Genomic DNA, 16,584 nt, shown 5'->3' on the forward strand with positions numbered 1-16,584 from the left:
ATGCGTTTCAGTATATTGAAGGCGAATAGACGCTCTCTGGCGCGCGGCGGCGCCGTTCTGCTGGTTGCCGGCATGGCCGCAGGGTGCAGTTCCGGAGTGTCGCGATTTGGCGGCGGTGGTGTCGATGACATCTTCACCGCATCGACGCCGAACCAGCGTTCGATCATCAACCAGCAGCCGCAGCAGCAGCCATTCCCTGGCGATGCCCAGATCGCGACGCCGGTTGCCTCGGCCAGTGCCGGTTCGGTCAGCCGCGGCAGTCTGCAGCCGGTGTCGTCGCAGCCTCTGCCGGCACCAGTCGCCCAGGCGCCAGCGCTTGCTCCGGCTCCGGTTCGTGCCGCCCAGGCTCCGGCTCAAGCCCCGGCATTGGCGCCTGCGCTGGACAATAGGTCGACCGGCACGATAGCCCAGCCGCAGACGGCGCAGGACAATACGCTCAAGGTTCCGGGCAAAAATCCGCAGCCGGCCACCTTGCCGAGCAACAAGGTTGCGGTGCTGCCGCAGCAGCCCAAGACCAAGGAAACCGCAACCGCGCAGCTCGGCTCGCCGACCGACAGCAATGCCAAGCCGGCAGGTGCCGGCGGCGGCTACAAGGTCGTCGAAGGCGATACGCTCAACCGTATCGCCAAGAAGCTCGGCGTGTCGACGGCGGTACTCAAGGAGGCCAACAGCCTGCAGGACGGCCGCATCCGGATCGGCCAGACACTGAAGGTGCCGGCTGGCGGCGCGACCTCGACTGTTGCCAAGGCTGCACCCGCCGTCGACCCGGTCGTGACCGCAACCGCTGCCACAGCCGCTCCGAAGCCGGCCGTTGCCGCGGCCAAGCCTGCGGCCGAAACTCCCGCCGTTGCGGCCTACACGCCGCCGAAGAAGGACAAGCTGGTGCAGCAGGCCGAGGAATCGGCCGAGGCAGCGCCAAATGCCACCGGTATCGACCGCATGCGCTGGCCGGTGCGTGGCCGCGTCGTTTCCAACTACGGCAAGGGCGGCGGCAAGTCGAATGACGGCATCGACATCTCGGTGCCGGAAGGCACGCCGGTGAAGGCTGCCGAAAACGGTGTCGTCATCTATGCCGGCGACGGGCTCAAGGAATTCGGCAACACGGTGCTGGTGCGCCATGAGAACGGCCTCGTCACCGTCTATGGTCACGCAAGCTCGCTCAAGGTCCAGCGCGGCCAGAAGGTCAAACGTGGCGACGAGATCGCGCTGTCAGGCATGAGCGGTTCGACCGATGCCCCGAAGCTGCATTTCGAAGTGCGCAAGAACTCCACGCCGGTCGATCCGAGCGGCTACCTCGAATAGGCACTGGAGCCACGCATCGCTTTCCGAAAATCGTAAGGGGTTTTCGGATCGATGCCGGCGCGGGTCGCCTGACCTCCATCAGTCCCGCCATATCAGCCCGTCCCGACCAGGGGCGGGCATTTTTCGTTTGGAGGGTTCAGTCTTTCAGCGGCTGCCCCAGGCGACCGGCGAGGTCCTGGATGAACTGCCAGGCAACGCGGCCCGAGCGGCTGCCGCGCGTCGTCGCCCACTCCAGCGCCTCGGCGCGCAGGGTCTCCGGATCATTGTCGAAGCCGTGGTAACGGGCATAGCCGTTGACCATCTCGAGATATTCGTCCTGCGAGCATTTGTGGAAGCCGAGCCACAGGCCGAAGCGATCGGAGAGCGAGACCTTTTCCTCGACAGCCTCCGACGGGTTGATCGCCGTCGAGCGCTCATTGTCGATCATGTCGCGCGGCAGGAGATGCCTGCGGTTCGACGTTGCATAGAAAATGACATTGGCGGGCCTGCCCTCGACGCCGCCTTCGAGGGCCGCCTTGAGCGACTTGTACGAGGTGTCGTCATGGTCGAACGACAGGTCGTCGCAGAACAGGATGAAGCGAAAGGGCGCCGCCTTGAGAAGGTTCATCAGCTTGGGCAGGGTGTCGATGTCCTCGCGGTGGATCTCGATCAGCTTGAGCGGCGTTGCCGTCTTGCCCGAGGCGTTGATCGTGGCATGTGCTGCCTTGACCAGCGACGACTTGCCCATGCCGCGCGCACCCCACAAAAGCACGTTGTTGGCAGGCAGGCCGGCGGCGAAGCGCTCGGTGTTGTCGACGAGGATGTCGCGGACGCGGTCGACGCCCTTGATCAGGCCGATGTCGACGCGGTTGACCCGCAATACGGGTTCGAGAAAGCCCGGATCGGCCGCCCAGACATAGCAGTCGGCGGTGGCGATGTCGGTTTCGGGGACGGACGGAGGCGCAAGCCTGGTTACCGCAGCGATCAGAAGATCCAGCTTGGAGTTGAGCGCTTCGATGGTCTTTTCCATGGCCGATCCCGTTAGTCTCTAGACATTACCTGTGCGCGACGCTGTAACACGCTCAAATTGCGCGGAAAAGCGCCACGGCTTGGGCCAAGCGTAGTTGCATTGGTGGCATGAGCGACTATATTCCGCGCACATTTCCGGGGTCCCGATGTGCGGTATCCCGATACTTTCTCAGGAGACATTCATGTTCGTCACGCCGGCATACGCACAGGCCGCCACCGCGGGAGCGCCCGACGTTCTCATCAGCATCTTGCCGTTTGTGCTGATCTTCGTGGTCATGTATTTTCTGATTATCCGCCCGCAGCGCACCCAGCTGAAGAAGCGCGGCGAGATGCTTACGGCGATCCGCCGCGGCGATACGGTCGTCACCGGTGGTGGCTTCGTCGGCAAGGTGAGCAAGGTCATCGACGACCACGAGCTCGAGATCGATCTGGGCAATGGTCTCAAGGTGACGGCGCTGCGTGCGACGATTTCCGACGTTCGGGTCAAGGGCGAGCCGATCGCCAACCAGAACGCCAAGAAGTAATCGTAGGCGGGCGATAAGCACCGCGATCACGCCTTATCGGACGAGGCCAAATGCTCTATTTCTCGCGCTGGAAGACAATCTCGATCTGGGCCGTCGTGCTCCTCGGGGTGCTCTTCACCATCCCGAACATGCTGACCCAGTCTCAGCTCGATTCCCTTCCGGGGTGGTTTCCCAAGCGCGCACTGACGCTTGGCCTCGACCTGCAGGGCGGTTCGCACATCCTGCTATCCATCGACCGGCAGGACCTGGTCGATGAACGCCTGCAGGCGACCCGCGACGACATCCGCACGCTGCTGCGCGACGCTAAGATCGGCTACACCGGCCTGACCGGCACCGGCACCACGGTGCAGGTGCGCATCAGCGATGTGAACGAGATCGATGCGGCCAAGACGGCGCTCGCGCCGTTGGTTGCGCCGTTGTCGTCGAGCATGTTCGGCACCGGTACGGTGAGCGAGCTGTCGCTTGAGGAGCCCGAGGCCGGGCTTCTGCGCTACACGCTGACCGAAGGCGGCATCGACTACCGCGTCAACAATGCCGTGACCCAGTCGATCGAGGTCATCGGCCGCCGCGTCAACGAACTCGGCACCACCGAGCCGATCATCCAGCGCGCCGGCGCCGACCGCATCCTGGTCCAGGTTCCGGGCCTTCAGGATCCGACCCGTCTCAAGGAAATCCTCGGCAAGACCGCCAAGCTGACCTTCCAGATGGTCGACCAGTCGATGTCGCCGCAGGAGGCCCTGCAGGGCCGCCCGCCGGCAGGCTCGACGGTCATGTATTCGCAGGACGATCCGCCCGTTCCCTATCTGATCGAAAACCGCGTCATCGTGTCGGGTGAAAACCTGACCGACGCGCAGGCGACCTTCGACCAGCGCACCTCGGAAGCCGTTGTTTCCTTCCGCTTCGACGGCAAGGGCGCGTCGCGCTTCGGCCAGGCCACCCAGCAGAATGTCGGCCGCCTGTTTGCCATCATCCTCGACAACCAGGTGATCTCGGCACCGCGCATCAACGAGCCGATCCTCGGCGGTTCGGGTCAGATTTCCGGCAGCTTCACCGCTGAAAGCGCCAATGATCTGGCAGTGCTGCTGCGCGCCGGTGCGCTGCCCGCCGACCTCACCATCGTCGAGGAACGCACCGTCGGTCCGAGCCTTGGCGCCGACTCGATCGCCGCCGGCAAGTTCGCCTCGGTCATCGCCGGCATCCTCGTCGTCGGCTTCATGCTGGTCGCCTATGGCACGCTCGGCATCATCGCCAACATTGCGCTTGCCGCCAACGTGGCGCTCATCATCGCGATCCTGTCCATCCTGGGTGCCACGCTGACCATGCCCGGCATTGCCGGCATCGTGCTGACCGTCGGCATGGCGGTCGACTCCAACGTCATCATCTACGAACGCGTGCGCGAAGAGCGGCAACTCGGCCGATCCCTGGTACAGTCGCTGGATTCGGGTTTTGCCCGCGCGCTGGCGACTATCGTCGACGCCAACTTCACCACCTTCATCGCCGCCCTGATCCTGTTCTATCTCGGTTCGGGTCCGGTTCGCGGCTTCGCTGTCACGCTCGCCATCGGCATCTTGACGACCGTTTTCACCGCCTTCACCCTGACCCGCTGGCTGGTTTCGATCTGGCTGCGCCGCGCCAAGCCCAAGGAACTGCCCAAGGGCCTGGTGCGCTTCGTGCCCGACAACACCAGCTATCCGTTCATGTCTTGGCGGCGCCATGCCTTCACCCTGTCCGCAGCGGCGTCGATCCTGGCGGCCGTGCTGTTCTTCTCGATCGAGATGAATTACGGCATCGACTTCCGCGGCGGCACCAGCATCGAGGTGCAGTCCAAGAGCGGTACCGCTGACTCGGCCGCTGTCCGCGCCAGGCTGAGCGAGCTCAACCTCGGCGACGTTCAGGTGCAGGAGTTCGGCGCCAACAACACGCTACTGATCCGCGTCGAGGGGCAGAATGCCGGCGACAATGCCGAGCAGAGCGTGGTCGAGAAGGTGCGCGGCGAGCTTTCCGCCGAGTACGATTTCCGGCGCGTCGAATCGGTTGGACCGACGGTGTCGAGCGAACTGGCCTGGTCGGGAACGATTGGCGTGCTTGCCGCCATGCTGGCGATGCTGATCTATATCTGGTTCCGCTTCGAATGGCAGTTCGCGCTCGGTGCGATCATCGCGACTGTGCACGACGTGACGATGATGGTCGGGCTCTATGTCATAACCGGCATCGAGTTCAATCTGACCAGTATCGCGGCCATCCTGACGATCGTCGGCTATTCGATCAACGATACCGTCGTCGTGTATGACCGCGTCCGAGAAAACCTGCGCAAGTACAAGAAGATGCCGATCGAACAGCTGCTCGACCTGTCGATGAACCAGACGCTGTCGCGTACCGTGCTGACCGGCGTGACGACGCTGTTGGCCCTGGTTTCGCTCTACCTGTTCGGTGGCGAGGTCATTCAGTCGTTCACGCTGGCGATGATCTTCGGCATCCTGGTCGGCACCTACTCGTCGATCTTCGTCGCTGGTCCGCTGCTGATCCTGTTCAGGCTGCGGCCTGAAGGCGCGGACGACATGGGCAAGCCGGCCGTGCCGGCCGGTGCCCAGCCGACCAAGTCGTAAGCCATGGCGGGAATGATCATCCGCGAGGCGCATTTCCCGGGACGGGCGCCCGTCGACGCTTATGGCGACGGCGGCTTCCGTTTCGCCGACATGTCGCATCGCGGATCGATCCTGTGCCTGCCGTCAGGCATCTATGGCTGGCAGCCGGCCGATGCGCAGGCGCTGCAGCCGTCCGATTTCGACAAGCTGTTCGCCGAGGCAGGGGCTGTGGAGATCCTGCTCGTCGGAATGGGTAAGGAGTTGCGCCGCCTGCCGGAAGCGTTGCGCGCCGCGCTGAAGGCCGCCGGGATCTCGGCCGACCCGATGTCGACGGGGGCAGCGGTGCGCACCTACAACGTGCTGCTTGCCGAAGATCGCGCCGTCGCCGCGGCCTTCATTGCTGTCGACTGACGTGCACGGCGCAACCGACCCGGCGAAAGCCCTGATGGATACGGTGCGCGTTGCCGACCGCGACCGCTATCTTGCCGCGCTCTACGCCCCCGAGGACAAGCGGCCGGCGCTTCTGGCGCTCTATGCGTTCAACGCCGAGATTGCAGCCATCCGCGACCGCGTCAGCGAGCCGATGCCCGGTGAGATCAGGCTGCAATGGTGGCGCGACGTCATTGCCTCGGGCAGTCGGGAAGCCGGCGCCGGACATCCGCTCGCCTCAGCCTTGATGGCGGCGATCGAATCCTATCGTCTGCCTGTCACGGCTTTCGACAACTACCTCGAAGCCCGTATCTTCGATCTCTATGACGACCCGATGCCGTCGCGAACCGACCTCGAGGGCTATTGCGGCGAGACTGCCTCGGCGCTGATCCAACTGGCTTCGCTGGTGCTCGATGCCGACGGCGCGCCGAAGCATGCGGAGCTTGCGGGCCATGCTGGTTGCGCCCAGGCGATCGCAGGGTTGCTGCGCCTGCTGCCGATGCACCGGGCGCGCGGCCAATGTTATGTGCCACGGGACATCCTTGCTGCGGCCGGCCTGACGCCGGAAGAGTTCGTCGCTGGCATCGACGACCAAAGATCGACTGTCGCCGTCCAGGCGATGATTGCCTTGGCGCGCGAGCATCTCCGTGCCTTCGAACGCGGCGCCAAGGCGCTGCCGCAGTCATTGCGGCCAGCCTTCCTGCCGATTGCGCTGACGCCTGCCTATCTCGACCGCGTCGAGCGCGGCAAAGATGGCATGTCTGTGCTGCGCAAGCATTTCGCCATGGTCGCGACAGCTTCCCGTGGGTGGCGCTAGACTATCGTTGACGTAAACGTCAACGATGCTAGTCTGCCGCTGAAATCGCCCGGAGAGCGGTTTCGGGAGGACATCTGTTATCATGAGCTTGCCAATTCTGGTGGCGATGGTCGTCGTCGGCATATCAGCGGTAGTGGCTGCCGTGCATCTTAGCGGCGGCAGTGCAAAGGCGCAGCTGGCGGGCACGGACCATGCGCTGCAGCGGTTTGCCACCGACTTTCCTGATGTCGCGTCTCGCGCGGTGCTGCTGACCGAGGACGGCGGCACGGCGTTCCTGCAGCTCGACAACGGCTCCGTCGGTATCGTCCGCGGCATCGGTGACAAGTTTCTCACGCGTATCGTGACCGGGGCCGATGTGGCGGCCGTAACTGTCCGCGATGACAGGACCGTAGCGCTGAGCTTGCTCGACTTCACCTGGAAGGGCGGAGACTTCCGCTTCACGGATGCCGAGGCTGCCGGCGCTGTGGTCGCCGCGCTTTCGGGCAGATCAGGCGCAAGCGGCGAAGGGGATAAGGCGTGATGGAGAACTACGATTTTCCCAAGGTCACGGAGCTTGCGATTCCGTTCTTCGTGATCGCGATCCTGATAGAGCTTTGGCTTGTTCGCACCGGCCGGGCGAAGGGCGCTTTCGAAACGCGTGACACGCTGACGAGCCTGATGATGGGCACAGGAAACGTGGTTGCCGGCCTTTTGCTCGGCGTCGTGTCCTACTGGGCTCTGCTCTGGGTCTGGCAATTCAGGGTCTTCGACCTTGGCCTGTCGCTCTGGGTGTTCATCACAGCCTTCCTGCTCGATGACCTGCGCTACTACTGGTACCATCGCATCGCCCACCGCGTGCGCTGGGTCTGGGCCGAGCATGTGAACCACCATTCGAGCCAGCACTACAATCTGTCGACCGCGCTCAGGCAAAGCTGGACCGGCCTGTTCACCGGCATGTTCATCCTGCAGATGCCATTGGTGCTGCTCGGCTTCCACCCGGCGGTTATCGCCTTCGTCTTCGGCTTCAACCTGGTCTGGCAGTTCTGGATCCACACCGAGGCCATCGGCAGGATGTGGGCGTGGTTCGAGTTCATCTTCAACACGCCGTCACATCATCGGGTGCACCACGCCACCAACCCGCGTTACCTTGACGCCAATTTTGCCGGCACGCTGATCATCTGGGATCGCATGTTCGGCACTTTCGTCGAGGAACGGGAAGAGGACCTGCCGCGCTACGGCATCGTCCACAACATCGGCACCTTCAATCCGGTCCGCGTCGCCTTCCATGAATGGATTGGCATGTTCAAGGACGCATTCGCGCCCGGGCTCAGCCTGCGCCAGCGCCTCGGTTACCTGTTCATGCCGCCGGGCTGGAGCCATGACGGCTCGCGCGAGACCTCGGAAAGCCTGAAAGCCGCCTATGTCAGGCGCAATCCCGGCGAAGCGGGCAAGCCGGGGCTGCCTGAAGCGGGGCCGATACCTGGCGAGTGACCTCGCGCGCGTGAGCGCTAGGACGAGACGTACCGCTCGCGCCGCGTGAAGAACAGGAAACGATCAAGCCCGCGGGCGTTGACGTAGGAGCGGACGTCATGGTGCAGGCGCCGGGCGACGCTGGCCGATGACGCATTGTCGGTGGCGACAATCGAGCCGATCAGGGGCTCGGTGGTCCTGGCGAAACCGAAAGCCATGGCAGCGCGGGCGGCTTCGAGCGCGTAGCCGCGTCCGCGCCATTGCGACGCTATGTGATAGCCGATTTCCAGCACGCGGGTGCCGCCGGCATCCTGCCAGGTCGGGCCGCAGTCGCCGATCAGCGCACCACTGGTCTTGTCGATGATTGCCCACAGGCCAAAACCGTCGCGCTGGTAGCGTTCGCGGTTGCGGTCGATCCACTCGATCGCCGCGGCCTCGTTCGTCATCTCCGGATAGAAACGATGGGCATAATCGTCATTGAAGACGGACTGGATCGCGACGGCGTCGCCGCGTTCCATTTCCCTGAGCGTCAGCCGTTGCGTTTCCGCAAGCGCCATGGCCTGATGCCTACTCCGCGGCCTGTGCCGCTGGGGCAAGGCCGAGCCAGGCGCGGCAGTCGACGAGCGCGCGCGCCGTCATCGCCTTCTTCTTGGCAACGGTCTTTTCCTTGCCGCGCAGGCGCTTGCCTTCGACTTTCGGCGCTTCCATGACCGGGAACAGGCCGAAATTGACGTTCATCGGCTGGAACGAGCGCTTGCCAGGCTCGTCGTCCGAGACGATGTGCCCGCCGGTGATGTGGTTGAGCAGCGCACCGAAGGCGGTGGTCACGGGTGGCGTGCTGGTCTGTTGTCCCAAGCGCTGGGCGGCGGCGAAGCGGCCGGCCAAAAGCCCGATGGCAGCACTTTCGACATAACCCTCGCAACCGGTGATCTGGCCGGCAAAACGCAGGCCCGGTCGCGACGTGAGCTGCAGCGTCGGGTCGAGCAGGGTCGGCGAGTTGAGATAGGTGTTGCGGTGCAGGCCGCCGAGACGCGCAAATTCGGCGTTTTCCAGCCCCGGAATCATGCGCAGCACATTGACCTGCTCGCCATGCTTCAGCTTGGTCTGAAAACCGACCATGTTGTACAGCGTGCCGAGCGCATTGTCCTGGCGCAGCTGCACAACTGCATAGGCCTTCACAGTCGGGTTGTGCGCATTGGTCAGGCCCATCGGCTTCATCGGCCCGTGGCGCAGGGTCTCGCGACCACGCTCGGCCATCACCTCGATCGGCAGGCAGCCGTCGAAATAGGGCGTGCCTTCCCACTCCTTGAACTCGGTCTTCTGTCCATCGAGCAGCGCCTGGACGAAGGCGTCGTACTGCTCCTTGTCCATCGGGCAGTTGATGTAGTCCTTGCCGGTACCGCCGGGGCCGACCTTGTCGTAGCGCGACTGGAACCAGCAGACATTCATGTCGATGCTGTCGAAATGGATGATCGGCGCAATCGCGTCGAAAAAGGCGAGCGCGTCGGCACCGGTGCTGGCGGCGATCGCCTCGGCCAGCGAAGGTGCGGTGAGCGGGCCGGTTGCGATGATCGTCTGGTCCCAGTCCTCGGGCGGGAGGCCGGTGATTTCCTCGCGCACGATTGATATCAACGGATGCGCTTCGAGCCGTGCGGTGACGGCATTGGAGAAACCGTCGCGGTCGACGGCGAGCGCGCCGCCGGCGGGAACCTGGTTGGCGTCGCCGGCGCTCATGATCAGCGAGCCGGCAAGCCGCATCTCGGCGTGCAGCAGGCCGACGGCGTTGGTTTCGGCGTCATCCGAGCGGAACGAATTGGAACAGACAAGCTCAGCCAGGCCGTCGGTCTTGTGCGCGTCGGTGCCGCGCACGCCGCGCATTTCATGCAGGATGACAGGCACGCCGGCCGAAGCCACCTGCCATGCCGCTTCCGATCCGGCGAGACCGCCGCCGATGATGTGAATGGGTTTTGTGCTCATGGCGCCGGAATAATCCCTTGGACGGGGGAATGCAACGATTGGGCGGCTTGCGAGTTGCGCCCGATGCGGGACAGTCACTAGGATATCGCCATGACGAGACGTGCGATCATCCTTTTTGCTGGCCTCATATCGATCATGGCCGGCGGTCCGGTCACGGAGGCCGTGGCCGCGCCAGCAAGAACCATCGACATCTGCCATGGTTATGGCTGCGCGTTTCGTTCGCGCCTCGATCTTGGCACCAGTGACGACCGGAAGTTTGCAGCGATCATGGCCGCCGGCCGAGCCTCGCCGAAAGCCGAGCGCAAGGCGATCGCCCGGGCGGTCGGCTATTTCGAGAAGCGGGCGCAGCAGGTGACCGGCGTGCGCGACCAGCCACAGTCGGAGTTCGGCGCTTCGAAAATTCGCGGACAGATGGATTGCGTCGATGAGTCGACCAATACCGACGCGCTGCTGCGTTATCTCGCGCGTCGCGGCCTGCTCAAGCATCACAAGGTCGAAGCCCGAGATTCCAGGGGCTTCCTGCTCGACGGCCGCTATCCGCACTGGACGGCGGTGATCCGCGCACCCGACGGCGTCAAATGGGTTGTCGATTCCTGGTATGCGCCGATGGGTGGCGCGCCCGACATCATCCGGCTCAACGACTGGAAGCAGCGTGGTGTGCTGGATAGCGGCGCGCTGAACTAGGGCAGTTCTCTCCCGAGATCGAAGGCGCGGCGCCAAAACGACAATACCCGCCGGGGGAGGACCGGCGGGTATTGGTTTTGGTGGTCAGCCTCTGGGAGGAGGAGGAAGCTGACCTATTCGCCTTTGCCGGGGAGGAGGTCGGCGCAGGCTGAATTCTGTTCGCCAATCGAAGAGGGCGACGCTCTCTACAGCGCAGCGCGTCCATTTGGACGCGCAAAGGACGCTGTAGCACTTATGGTGGGTGCATGATCCTTTCCGAAAATCGATTTCGATATTCGGGATCATGCACCAGGTAACAACACCTGCCGGGGGAGGAGGTCCGGCAGGTGTCGTTATTGGTGGTCAGCTCAATGGGAGAAGAAAGCTGACCTATTCGCCTTTGCCGGGGAGGAGGTCGGCGCAGGCTGAATTCTGTTCGCCAATCGAAGAGGGCGAGGCTCTCGGGCTAACGACACCCGCCGGGGGAGGAGGATCCGGCGGGTGTGTTAAGGTGGTCAGCTCAATGGGAGGAGAAAGCTGACCGGATCCATCGGGGTCGGGGAGGAGGTCGACCCGGACGGAAAGCTTGAATTAGATTGCGCGGCGCGCGATCGACTGGATCTCGCCACGATTGATGCCGAGATCGGCAAGCTGGCGGTTCGACAGACGGCCAAGCTCGTTCACCGTCTCGCGATATGCACGCCAGTTGCGGTAAGTGCGGAGCAAGTTCATTTCAGTTCTCTTTTCGGTTCGGACAGGTAGTTTGGGTAGATCGGCTTCGGTTAGATCGCCTTGCGAGCGACGAAGTGGATATCGCTGCGGGTAATGCCGAGGTCGGTCAGTTCACGGTTCGACAGGCGGCTCAGCTCGGAGACAGTGTCACGGTAGCGGCGCCAGTTGCGGTAATTGCGGATCAGGTTCATCTTCGTTTTCCGTTCGTCTTCTTTTCTCTTCTGTGTACGGGGCGTAGATAGGATGCCCTTGCCTAAAATTGAAGCGCTATGCTCGCATGGCAGCAATGCGTTTTGTGCATTGCAACATTAATGAGCATTAAGGCTTCGGTCATAATTGTGACCGAATCTGAAATTCGCCATGATGACAACGGCTTGGCCCTGGTGTGGGCCGTCGGGCAGGGGAAGCGACATATGGCGAGCTATGCCACCAAGGTGAAGAACGACATCGCCCGTTGGGTCGACAGCGGGCTCGTCGACCGCGCGACCGGTGACGCGCTGATCCGCGATGTCGAGACCAATGAGCGCAACGGGCTCAATTTCGGTTCGATCCTCGCCATGATGGCGGCTCTGCTGTTTGCGGCAGCGATCCTGATCCTTGTCGCGGCCAACTGGGAAGCAATACCGCGCCCGGCGCGAGTGGCCTCGCTGTTTGCCGTGATCTTCGCGGGTTATGTCGGCGGAGCCGTGCTCAAGCAGCGGGACCATGGCGGCTTCGCCGAAGCATTGTGGTTGATCGCTGCCGCGGCCTTTGGCGGTTCGATCGCGCTGATCGGCCAGATGTACCATTTCTCCGGTGACGAGGCGGCGGCGATCGTCACCTGGTCGATAGGCACGGCCATAGCCGCGGCCGCACTGCGTTCGAATGCCCTGACTGTCGCCGCCATCGGCATCGCCGACGCATGGCTGGTGACGAAGGGATTTGAGCTGTTCCGCCGCGCGGAGTTTCCGCATCTCTTCATTGTGTTCATGGCCGCATACTGGGCGCTGTCGTTCTGGACGCAGAGCCGCGCTGCGCGCCACCTGATCGCGCTGTCGGTCATTCTCTATGCGGTGCTGCTCGGCTTTCACTACGAGTCGCTGGAGGTCGGGCTGGTGCTTGCGCTGGTCTCGGCAGCGCTTCTCGCCGCTGCAGCGCTGGCACCTGCGGCTTCGGAGCGCATTGCCCAGCTTGGCGGGCGGCTGCCGCTGCACGCGCTGATCGGCTTCCTCTCCGGTATGGGCATGGTCCAGCTCGACCAGATGGATGATGCAGGCTTTGTCATCGCCGCTGCCGTGGCGCTGGCGGTCATCGCGGCCGTGATCGTCTTCCTCGGTCGCGAGAGCCGAGGCTTGCGCTGGATAGCCTATATCGGCTTCGCCTTCGAGTTGGCGATCGTCTACATGGTGACGGTCGGCTCCATGTTGGGCACGGCAGGCTTCTTCTTCGCAGCTGCAATAATCCTCGCCGGCCTAGCTTATGCGATCATCCGCATCGAACGGCGCATGAAATCACAGCCAGCCCAGGGAGCCGCGTGATGACCCGCTACAAGCTCGTTGTCGCCGCCATTGTCGTGGCCCTGGCGCAAATCGGTTTCCTCGGCTGGATGATCGTCGGGCGCGCGGCGATCCTGCGCGACGGCAAGGAAATCCTGCTCAAGGTCGAGCCCGTCGACCCGCGCGACCTGTTGCGCGGCGACTATGTCAGGCTTGGCTACGACATCTCGCGCATTCCTGTCGAAATCGTCGAAAACCTACCACAGGATGAAGCGGCGGCCGTGGAAGGATGGCCGATCGTCGTCCGCTTGAAGAAGGACGCTGATGGGTACTGGCGCGCCAAATCCGCCATGCTCACCACTGACTCGACGATCGCAAGCCCGGATGAGGTCGATCTTAGCGGCCAGGTCACCAATGCCTGGAGCCTGACGCCGGGTTCGACCATTAGCGTCGACTACGGCATCGAGCGCTTCTATGTGCCGGAGGGCGAAGGGTTGGCCATCGAGGAGGAGATGCGCAAGCGCAACTCCGGCGCGGAGCCCGAATTGCGCAGCTTCGGCATCAAGGTGGCGGTCGGCAGCGACGGCACCGGCCAGATCAAGGCACTGATGGACGGCGACACAATGCTGTTTGAGGAACCGCTCTATTAAGGCATCAAGACAGGGCAAGTCCGCTGGCGTTCACCAGGGGACGTGCAGTACTTCTATTTTAGGCAGCCCGAGCGGCACGACGCCGAGATCATTGGCAAGGGCAGCAAAGCCTTCTGTCTCGAGCAGGAACCTGTAGGGGATCTCGGGAAAGTTGAGGCCGCCGCGATGCAGCGCTGCGTCGACGAGCAGCATCGTGCCACCGACGCCGTCGAGGTTTACGCTGTCGAGATGGCGCAGGTCGCTAAGGTAAAGCCTGGTGTTTTCCTTGGCTGGAGGCTGGTAGAGGCCGCCGCGCAGCGCGCGGTAGTATCGGTAATCCCTTGGCTTTCGGAGAGTGGCAAAGCTGTTCATGTCGAAGCTGCCACCACCCGGCGCCACCGCGCAGTTGGGAACGACGATCCTGCCGCCCGAAGCGATCAGGCGCGATATGGCGTCCGAGGGATAACGCCAGACGTCGATATCGATCCACAGAGCCCAGTCGTCACTGGCATCGAGCCCGTGGCTGATGAGATGATTGCGGACGGCGGCAATGGCCGAGCGGCGCTTGCGTTGAAGGCTGGGCTTCCAGCGCTTCGCTCGTTCCATCTTGATGCCAAGGTCCTTCTTGAGCAGCACGATGTCGCGGTAGTTTCCGTTGAGTGCAGCGGTCGCTTCGGTCAGCCTTTCCCAACTGCCGTCGCTGCTGTCGCCTTCGCAGAACACCAGCTTGATGCACTCCTTGGGGTGGCCGAGCCGGGCGAGCGCTGCGAGGAAGGGTTCAATGTGGTCGGCGGCATCGCGCAATGGCACAAGTATCGCGATGTTGTTGCCCGAGGGCGGTCGGCGGTTGAGGGCAGCCGGGTCGACTGCCGCCTGTGCTGCGGCCAGGTCGAGCTGCTCGCCTTTGGTCAAGGCATGCCGCGCCTGATAGTAGCTTTGCCGCAACCGTGCCAGCAAAGACGGTGGTTTGGGTTTGATCCACCAGGTCCCGGCCCAGTGATGAATGGACAGGGTCGCGGTCGTGGCGGCGTCGGCCGAATTGCCACTGCTGCCAGCCGGGCTGAAAAGTTCGTTCGGGTGGATCGCAAAGGCCGACTGATCGGGGAAACTCAGCTGCGCCGCCGTCAGAAGGCATGGGCCCGTGGCATCGAGAACGTCCCGCGCATCCTTGACCAAAGGCAGATAGGCAAACAGGTGGGGCCAGAACGGGTGTCCTTTCGGGCTCGCCATCGTCCCGTTGAAGAGAAGGTGAGGCAGGTTGCGCATGCGCGTCTGCGCATCCGACTGACTTTGGGGTTCCTTGCACAGGACGACGCGGTTCTCGTCCAAAAGCCCGTCGAAGGGCGCCACGCATTCGCAGTCGATGTCGGCATAGACGCCGCCGAAATGGTGCAGCAGCATGTAACGCGCAGCGTCCGCACGCTGGACGCCGACCTTGTAGCTGCAGTAGGTCTCAAGATAATCAGGATAGTGTTCGGCGACAAAGTCGAGCAGCATCCTGTCGCTCCACAAGATGTGCCGCCAGCCTGGATTGTGTTTCTCCCAACTCGTCGACCAGCTGAGGAATTTGTCGGGAATTCTGTCCGTCTTCCAGGTCTGGTGAAGAATTTTTGGAATTGTCATGCAAAGCCGATCAACTTCTTCTTTCAGTCATCCTGCATGTCATGGCATTATTAGACAAGGCTTATCAAGCTGATATCGAGAGTTTCTCGGATATCACGCGAGGCTGGATCTGACGGCCGCCGCGATGGCTTTCGGACCGAAGCGCTGCGTGACTGTTTCACGGGCACGCAGCCGCCGCGCCTGAAGCCAGTCGGTGTCCGTGCACAGCGCCGCCGCGCGCGCGGCGAGGTCGTCGTCGGTCTCGGCAAAGTCGATGTCGACACCGTCGACAAGGCCGAGGCCTTCCGCAGCCAGCCGGGTGGCCACGACCGGGAGGCCCCAGGCCATCGCTTCCAGTATTTTCAGCCGCGTGCCGCCGCCGCTGACCAGCGGTACGACGGCAAGATGCGCGCGGCGATAAAGCTCCGCAAGATCGTCGGGATTGGCTATCAGTTCGACATTGGGCAAGGCAGCCACGTCGCCAAGGCTGCGGTGTGGGTTGCGCCCGGCAATGACGAGCCTTGCGCCGCCGAGCGCGGCGTGCAGCCGCGGCAGGATTTGCGTTGCCAACCGCCGCGCCGCTTCGAGATTCGGCGGGTAGTTGAGGTGGCCGATGAACAGCAGCGTCGGCTGGCCCGTGGCCATTGCGGGCTGGTCGGCCAATTGTTCGGGGATGAGTTCAAACCGGGGAACGCCATTCGGAACGACATCGGCAAGGGCACGCCCGCGGGACAGGTCGCGTAGTCTGTCGCGATCCTGCTCCGAGCAGACCCAGACCTTGTCCACCATGCGCAGCGACTGCAACTCGATGTCGCGCATCCGCCTGACATGGCGGGCCTTCTTTGAGAACAGCCCTCCCAGCCAGCCGGTTTTCGGCATCATCTGCCTGAAAAGGTCGGACTCTATGTTGTGCATGTCGAGCACGATCGTCGACGCCAGTGGGCGCAGATGCTCGAGGAGAGGAAACAGTGGAATACCCTCGACGATGATGGCATCGGGCTTGAAGTCGCGTGCCGCCGCCAGCAGGCGCGAAAGCGCGACTTGCGGGATGCGCGTGTCGATCGGGGTCCGGCGTTTGGCGAGGCGCGGCGAGGTTGCGGCCTCGGCTGCGTTGGCAAGGGCGAGTGTCGTGATCCTGTCGTCGTCGAGCGTCGTAGGTGCAGCTGGTGCGTGGACCGAGGTCGCCAGCACATCACCCAGCCCCGCAAGCGCCTGGACATTCTGCCAGTTGCGTAGATCCCCACCCGAAACGGGCGGCCACACCGCATCGGAGGCAATGAGCAGGCTGCGTCGCGGTCGGACCGGGCGATTGTTGTCGGCAGTGGAGGTGGTAGCTGGGGGATTTGTCGTTGCGTGCACGGCTCGATCACTCGCGATCAGAGGTTTCAGGTC

General features: G+C 63.3%; 17 protein-coding genes. 10 read left to right on the forward strand and 7 right to left on the reverse strand.

The window, feature by feature from the left end:
* Window positions 1-1,302, forward strand: a complete 1,302-nt coding sequence (locus IG197_RS00005; protein WP_192316216.1) for a peptidoglycan DD-metalloendopeptidase family protein — start codon at window positions 1-3, stop codon at window positions 1,300-1,302.
* A gap of 136 nt (window positions 1,303-1,438) precedes the next feature.
* On the opposite strand, the gene IG197_RS00010 is transcribed toward IG197_RS00005, so the two are convergent.
* Window positions 1,439-2,311 (reverse strand): ATP-binding protein, encoded by an 873-nt coding sequence (locus tag IG197_RS00010; protein WP_154384056.1) that lies wholly within the window; start codon window positions 2,309-2,311, stop codon window positions 1,439-1,441.
* A 181-nt stretch (window positions 2,312-2,492) separates the two neighbouring features.
* Between IG197_RS00010 and yajC the strand changes: the two genes are divergently transcribed.
* From yajC to IG197_RS00040, 6 genes are all read left to right on the forward strand, one after another.
* Window positions 2,493-2,834 (forward strand): preprotein translocase subunit YajC, encoded by a 342-nt coding sequence (gene yajC / locus IG197_RS00015; protein ID WP_067961635.1) that lies wholly within the window; start codon window positions 2,493-2,495, stop codon window positions 2,832-2,834.
* Between the two features lie 50 nt (window positions 2,835-2,884).
* The gene (secDF, locus tag IG197_RS00020) at window positions 2,885-5,440 is read left to right on the forward strand and encodes a protein translocase subunit SecDF (protein ID WP_067961636.1); all 2,556 of its coding nucleotides are present in this window, start codon (window positions 2,885-2,887) and stop codon (window positions 5,438-5,440) included.
* Between the two features lie 3 nt (window positions 5,441-5,443).
* Window positions 5,444-5,830 (forward strand): Mth938-like domain-containing protein, encoded by a 387-nt coding sequence (locus IG197_RS00025; protein ID WP_067961638.1) that lies wholly within the window; start codon window positions 5,444-5,446, stop codon window positions 5,828-5,830.
* Between the two features lie 34 nt (window positions 5,831-5,864).
* Window positions 5,865-6,665 carry a phytoene/squalene synthase family protein gene (locus tag IG197_RS00030; protein WP_192316218.1) on the forward strand — a complete coding sequence of 267 codons (801 nt, stop codon included), beginning with the start codon at window positions 5,865-5,867 and terminating at the stop codon, window positions 6,663-6,665.
* Between the two features lie 82 nt (window positions 6,666-6,747).
* Window positions 6,748-7,185 (forward strand): hypothetical protein, encoded by a 438-nt coding sequence (locus IG197_RS00035; protein ID WP_067961640.1) that lies wholly within the window; start codon window positions 6,748-6,750, stop codon window positions 7,183-7,185.
* Window positions 7,185-8,135, forward strand: a complete 951-nt coding sequence (locus IG197_RS00040; protein WP_192316220.1) for a sterol desaturase family protein — start codon at window positions 7,185-7,187, stop codon at window positions 8,133-8,135. The genes IG197_RS00035 and IG197_RS00040 overlap by 1 nt, the downstream gene beginning before the upstream one ends.
* A 17-nt stretch (window positions 8,136-8,152) precedes the next feature.
* Here the strand turns inward: IG197_RS00040 and IG197_RS00045 are convergent, their stop codons facing one another.
* Together IG197_RS00045 and trmFO are read right to left on the reverse strand one after the other, a co-directional pair.
* Window positions 8,153-8,671, reverse strand: a complete 519-nt coding sequence (locus IG197_RS00045) for a GNAT family N-acetyltransferase (RefSeq protein ID WP_192316222.1) — start codon at window positions 8,669-8,671, stop codon at window positions 8,153-8,155.
* 10 nt (window positions 8,672-8,681) lie between these two features.
* Complete coding sequence (trmFO, locus tag IG197_RS00050) at window positions 8,682-10,091, reverse strand: methylenetetrahydrofolate--tRNA-(uracil(54)-C(5))-methyltransferase (FADH(2)-oxidizing) TrmFO (protein ID WP_192316224.1); 1,410 nt, start codon at window positions 10,089-10,091, stop codon at window positions 8,682-8,684.
* 90 nt (window positions 10,092-10,181) lie between these two features.
* Here trmFO and IG197_RS00055 point away from each other — a divergent pair, with 90 nt between their 5' ends.
* Complete coding sequence (locus tag IG197_RS00055) at window positions 10,182-10,775, forward strand: hypothetical protein (protein WP_192316225.1); 594 nt, start codon at window positions 10,182-10,184, stop codon at window positions 10,773-10,775.
* 570 nt (window positions 10,776-11,345) lie between these two features.
* On the opposite strand, the gene IG197_RS00060 is transcribed toward IG197_RS00055, so the two are convergent.
* Both IG197_RS00060 and IG197_RS00065 read right to left on the reverse strand, forming a co-directional pair.
* Entirely contained in the window at window positions 11,346-11,486 is a 141-nt protein-coding gene (locus tag IG197_RS00060; protein ID WP_018427695.1) for a DUF1127 domain-containing protein, read from the reverse strand.
* Window positions 11,487-11,536: 50 nt separating this feature from the next.
* Window positions 11,537-11,677 (reverse strand): DUF1127 domain-containing protein, encoded by a 141-nt coding sequence (locus IG197_RS00065; RefSeq protein ID WP_082496386.1) that lies wholly within the window; start codon window positions 11,675-11,677, stop codon window positions 11,537-11,539.
* A 222-nt stretch (window positions 11,678-11,899) separates the two neighbouring features.
* Between IG197_RS00065 and IG197_RS00070 the strand changes: the two genes are divergently transcribed.
* Complete coding sequence (locus IG197_RS00070) at window positions 11,900-13,003, forward strand: DUF2157 domain-containing protein (RefSeq protein ID WP_192316227.1); 1,104 nt, start codon at window positions 11,900-11,902, stop codon at window positions 13,001-13,003.
* Window positions 13,000-13,611, forward strand: coding sequence for a GDYXXLXY domain-containing protein (locus IG197_RS00075; protein ID WP_192316229.1), 612 nt, complete (start codon window positions 13,000-13,002; stop codon window positions 13,609-13,611). The genes IG197_RS00070 and IG197_RS00075 overlap by 4 nt, the downstream gene beginning before the upstream one ends.
* Window positions 13,612-13,641: 30 nt before the next feature.
* Here the strand turns inward: IG197_RS00075 and IG197_RS00080 are convergent, their stop codons facing one another.
* Both IG197_RS00080 and IG197_RS00085 read right to left on the reverse strand, forming a co-directional pair.
* Window positions 13,642-15,213: a glycosyltransferase gene (locus IG197_RS00080; RefSeq protein ID WP_192316231.1), complete on the reverse strand. Its 1,572-nt coding sequence runs from the start codon at window positions 15,211-15,213 to the stop codon at window positions 13,642-13,644.
* A 93-nt stretch (window positions 15,214-15,306) separates the two neighbouring features.
* Complete coding sequence (locus IG197_RS00085; RefSeq protein WP_192316233.1) at window positions 15,307-16,551, reverse strand: glycosyltransferase family 4 protein; 1,245 nt, start codon at window positions 16,549-16,551, stop codon at window positions 15,307-15,309.
* Between the last annotated feature and the right edge of the window lie 33 nt (window positions 16,552-16,584).

The sequence above is a fragment of the Aminobacter sp. SR38 genome (genome assembly GCF_014843375.1).
Taxonomy (GTDB): domain Bacteria; phylum Pseudomonadota; class Alphaproteobacteria; order Rhizobiales; family Rhizobiaceae; genus Aminobacter; species Aminobacter ciceronei.

Bases quoted from the DNA above. Each gene is read 5' to 3' on its own strand.
- IG197_RS00005 (WP_192316216.1), top strand. From the start codon at position 1: ATGCGTTTCAGTATATTGAAGGCGAATAGACGCTCTCTGGCGCGCGGC.
- IG197_RS00010 (WP_154384056.1), bottom strand. From the start codon at position 2,311: ATGGAAAAGACCATCGAAGCGCTCAACTCCAAGCTGGATCTTCTGATC.
- yajC (WP_067961635.1), top strand. From the start codon at position 2,493: ATGTTCGTCACGCCGGCATACGCACAGGCCGCCACCGCGGGAGCGCCC.
- secDF (WP_067961636.1), top strand. From the start codon at position 2,885: ATGCTCTATTTCTCGCGCTGGAAGACAATCTCGATCTGGGCCGTCGTG.
- IG197_RS00025 (WP_067961638.1), top strand. From the start codon at position 5,444: ATGGCGGGAATGATCATCCGCGAGGCGCATTTCCCGGGACGGGCGCCC.
- IG197_RS00030 (WP_192316218.1), top strand. From the start codon at position 5,865: ATGGATACGGTGCGCGTTGCCGACCGCGACCGCTATCTTGCCGCGCTC.
- IG197_RS00035 (WP_067961640.1), top strand. From the start codon at position 6,748: ATGAGCTTGCCAATTCTGGTGGCGATGGTCGTCGTCGGCATATCAGCG.
- IG197_RS00040 (WP_192316220.1), top strand. From the start codon at position 7,185: ATGGAGAACTACGATTTTCCCAAGGTCACGGAGCTTGCGATTCCGTTC.
- IG197_RS00045 (WP_192316222.1), bottom strand. From the start codon at position 8,671: ATGGCGCTTGCGGAAACGCAACGGCTGACGCTCAGGGAAATGGAACGC.
- trmFO (WP_192316224.1), bottom strand. From the start codon at position 10,091: ATGAGCACAAAACCCATTCACATCATCGGCGGCGGTCTCGCCGGATCG.
- IG197_RS00055 (WP_192316225.1), top strand. From the start codon at position 10,182: ATGACGAGACGTGCGATCATCCTTTTTGCTGGCCTCATATCGATCATG.
- IG197_RS00060 (WP_018427695.1), bottom strand. From the start codon at position 11,486: ATGAACTTGCTCCGCACTTACCGCAACTGGCGTGCATATCGCGAGACG.
- IG197_RS00065 (WP_082496386.1), bottom strand. From the start codon at position 11,677: ATGAACCTGATCCGCAATTACCGCAACTGGCGCCGCTACCGTGACACT.
- IG197_RS00070 (WP_192316227.1), top strand. From the start codon at position 11,900: ATGGCGAGCTATGCCACCAAGGTGAAGAACGACATCGCCCGTTGGGTC.
- IG197_RS00080 (WP_192316231.1), bottom strand. From the start codon at position 15,213: ATGACAATTCCAAAAATTCTTCACCAGACCTGGAAGACGGACAGAATT.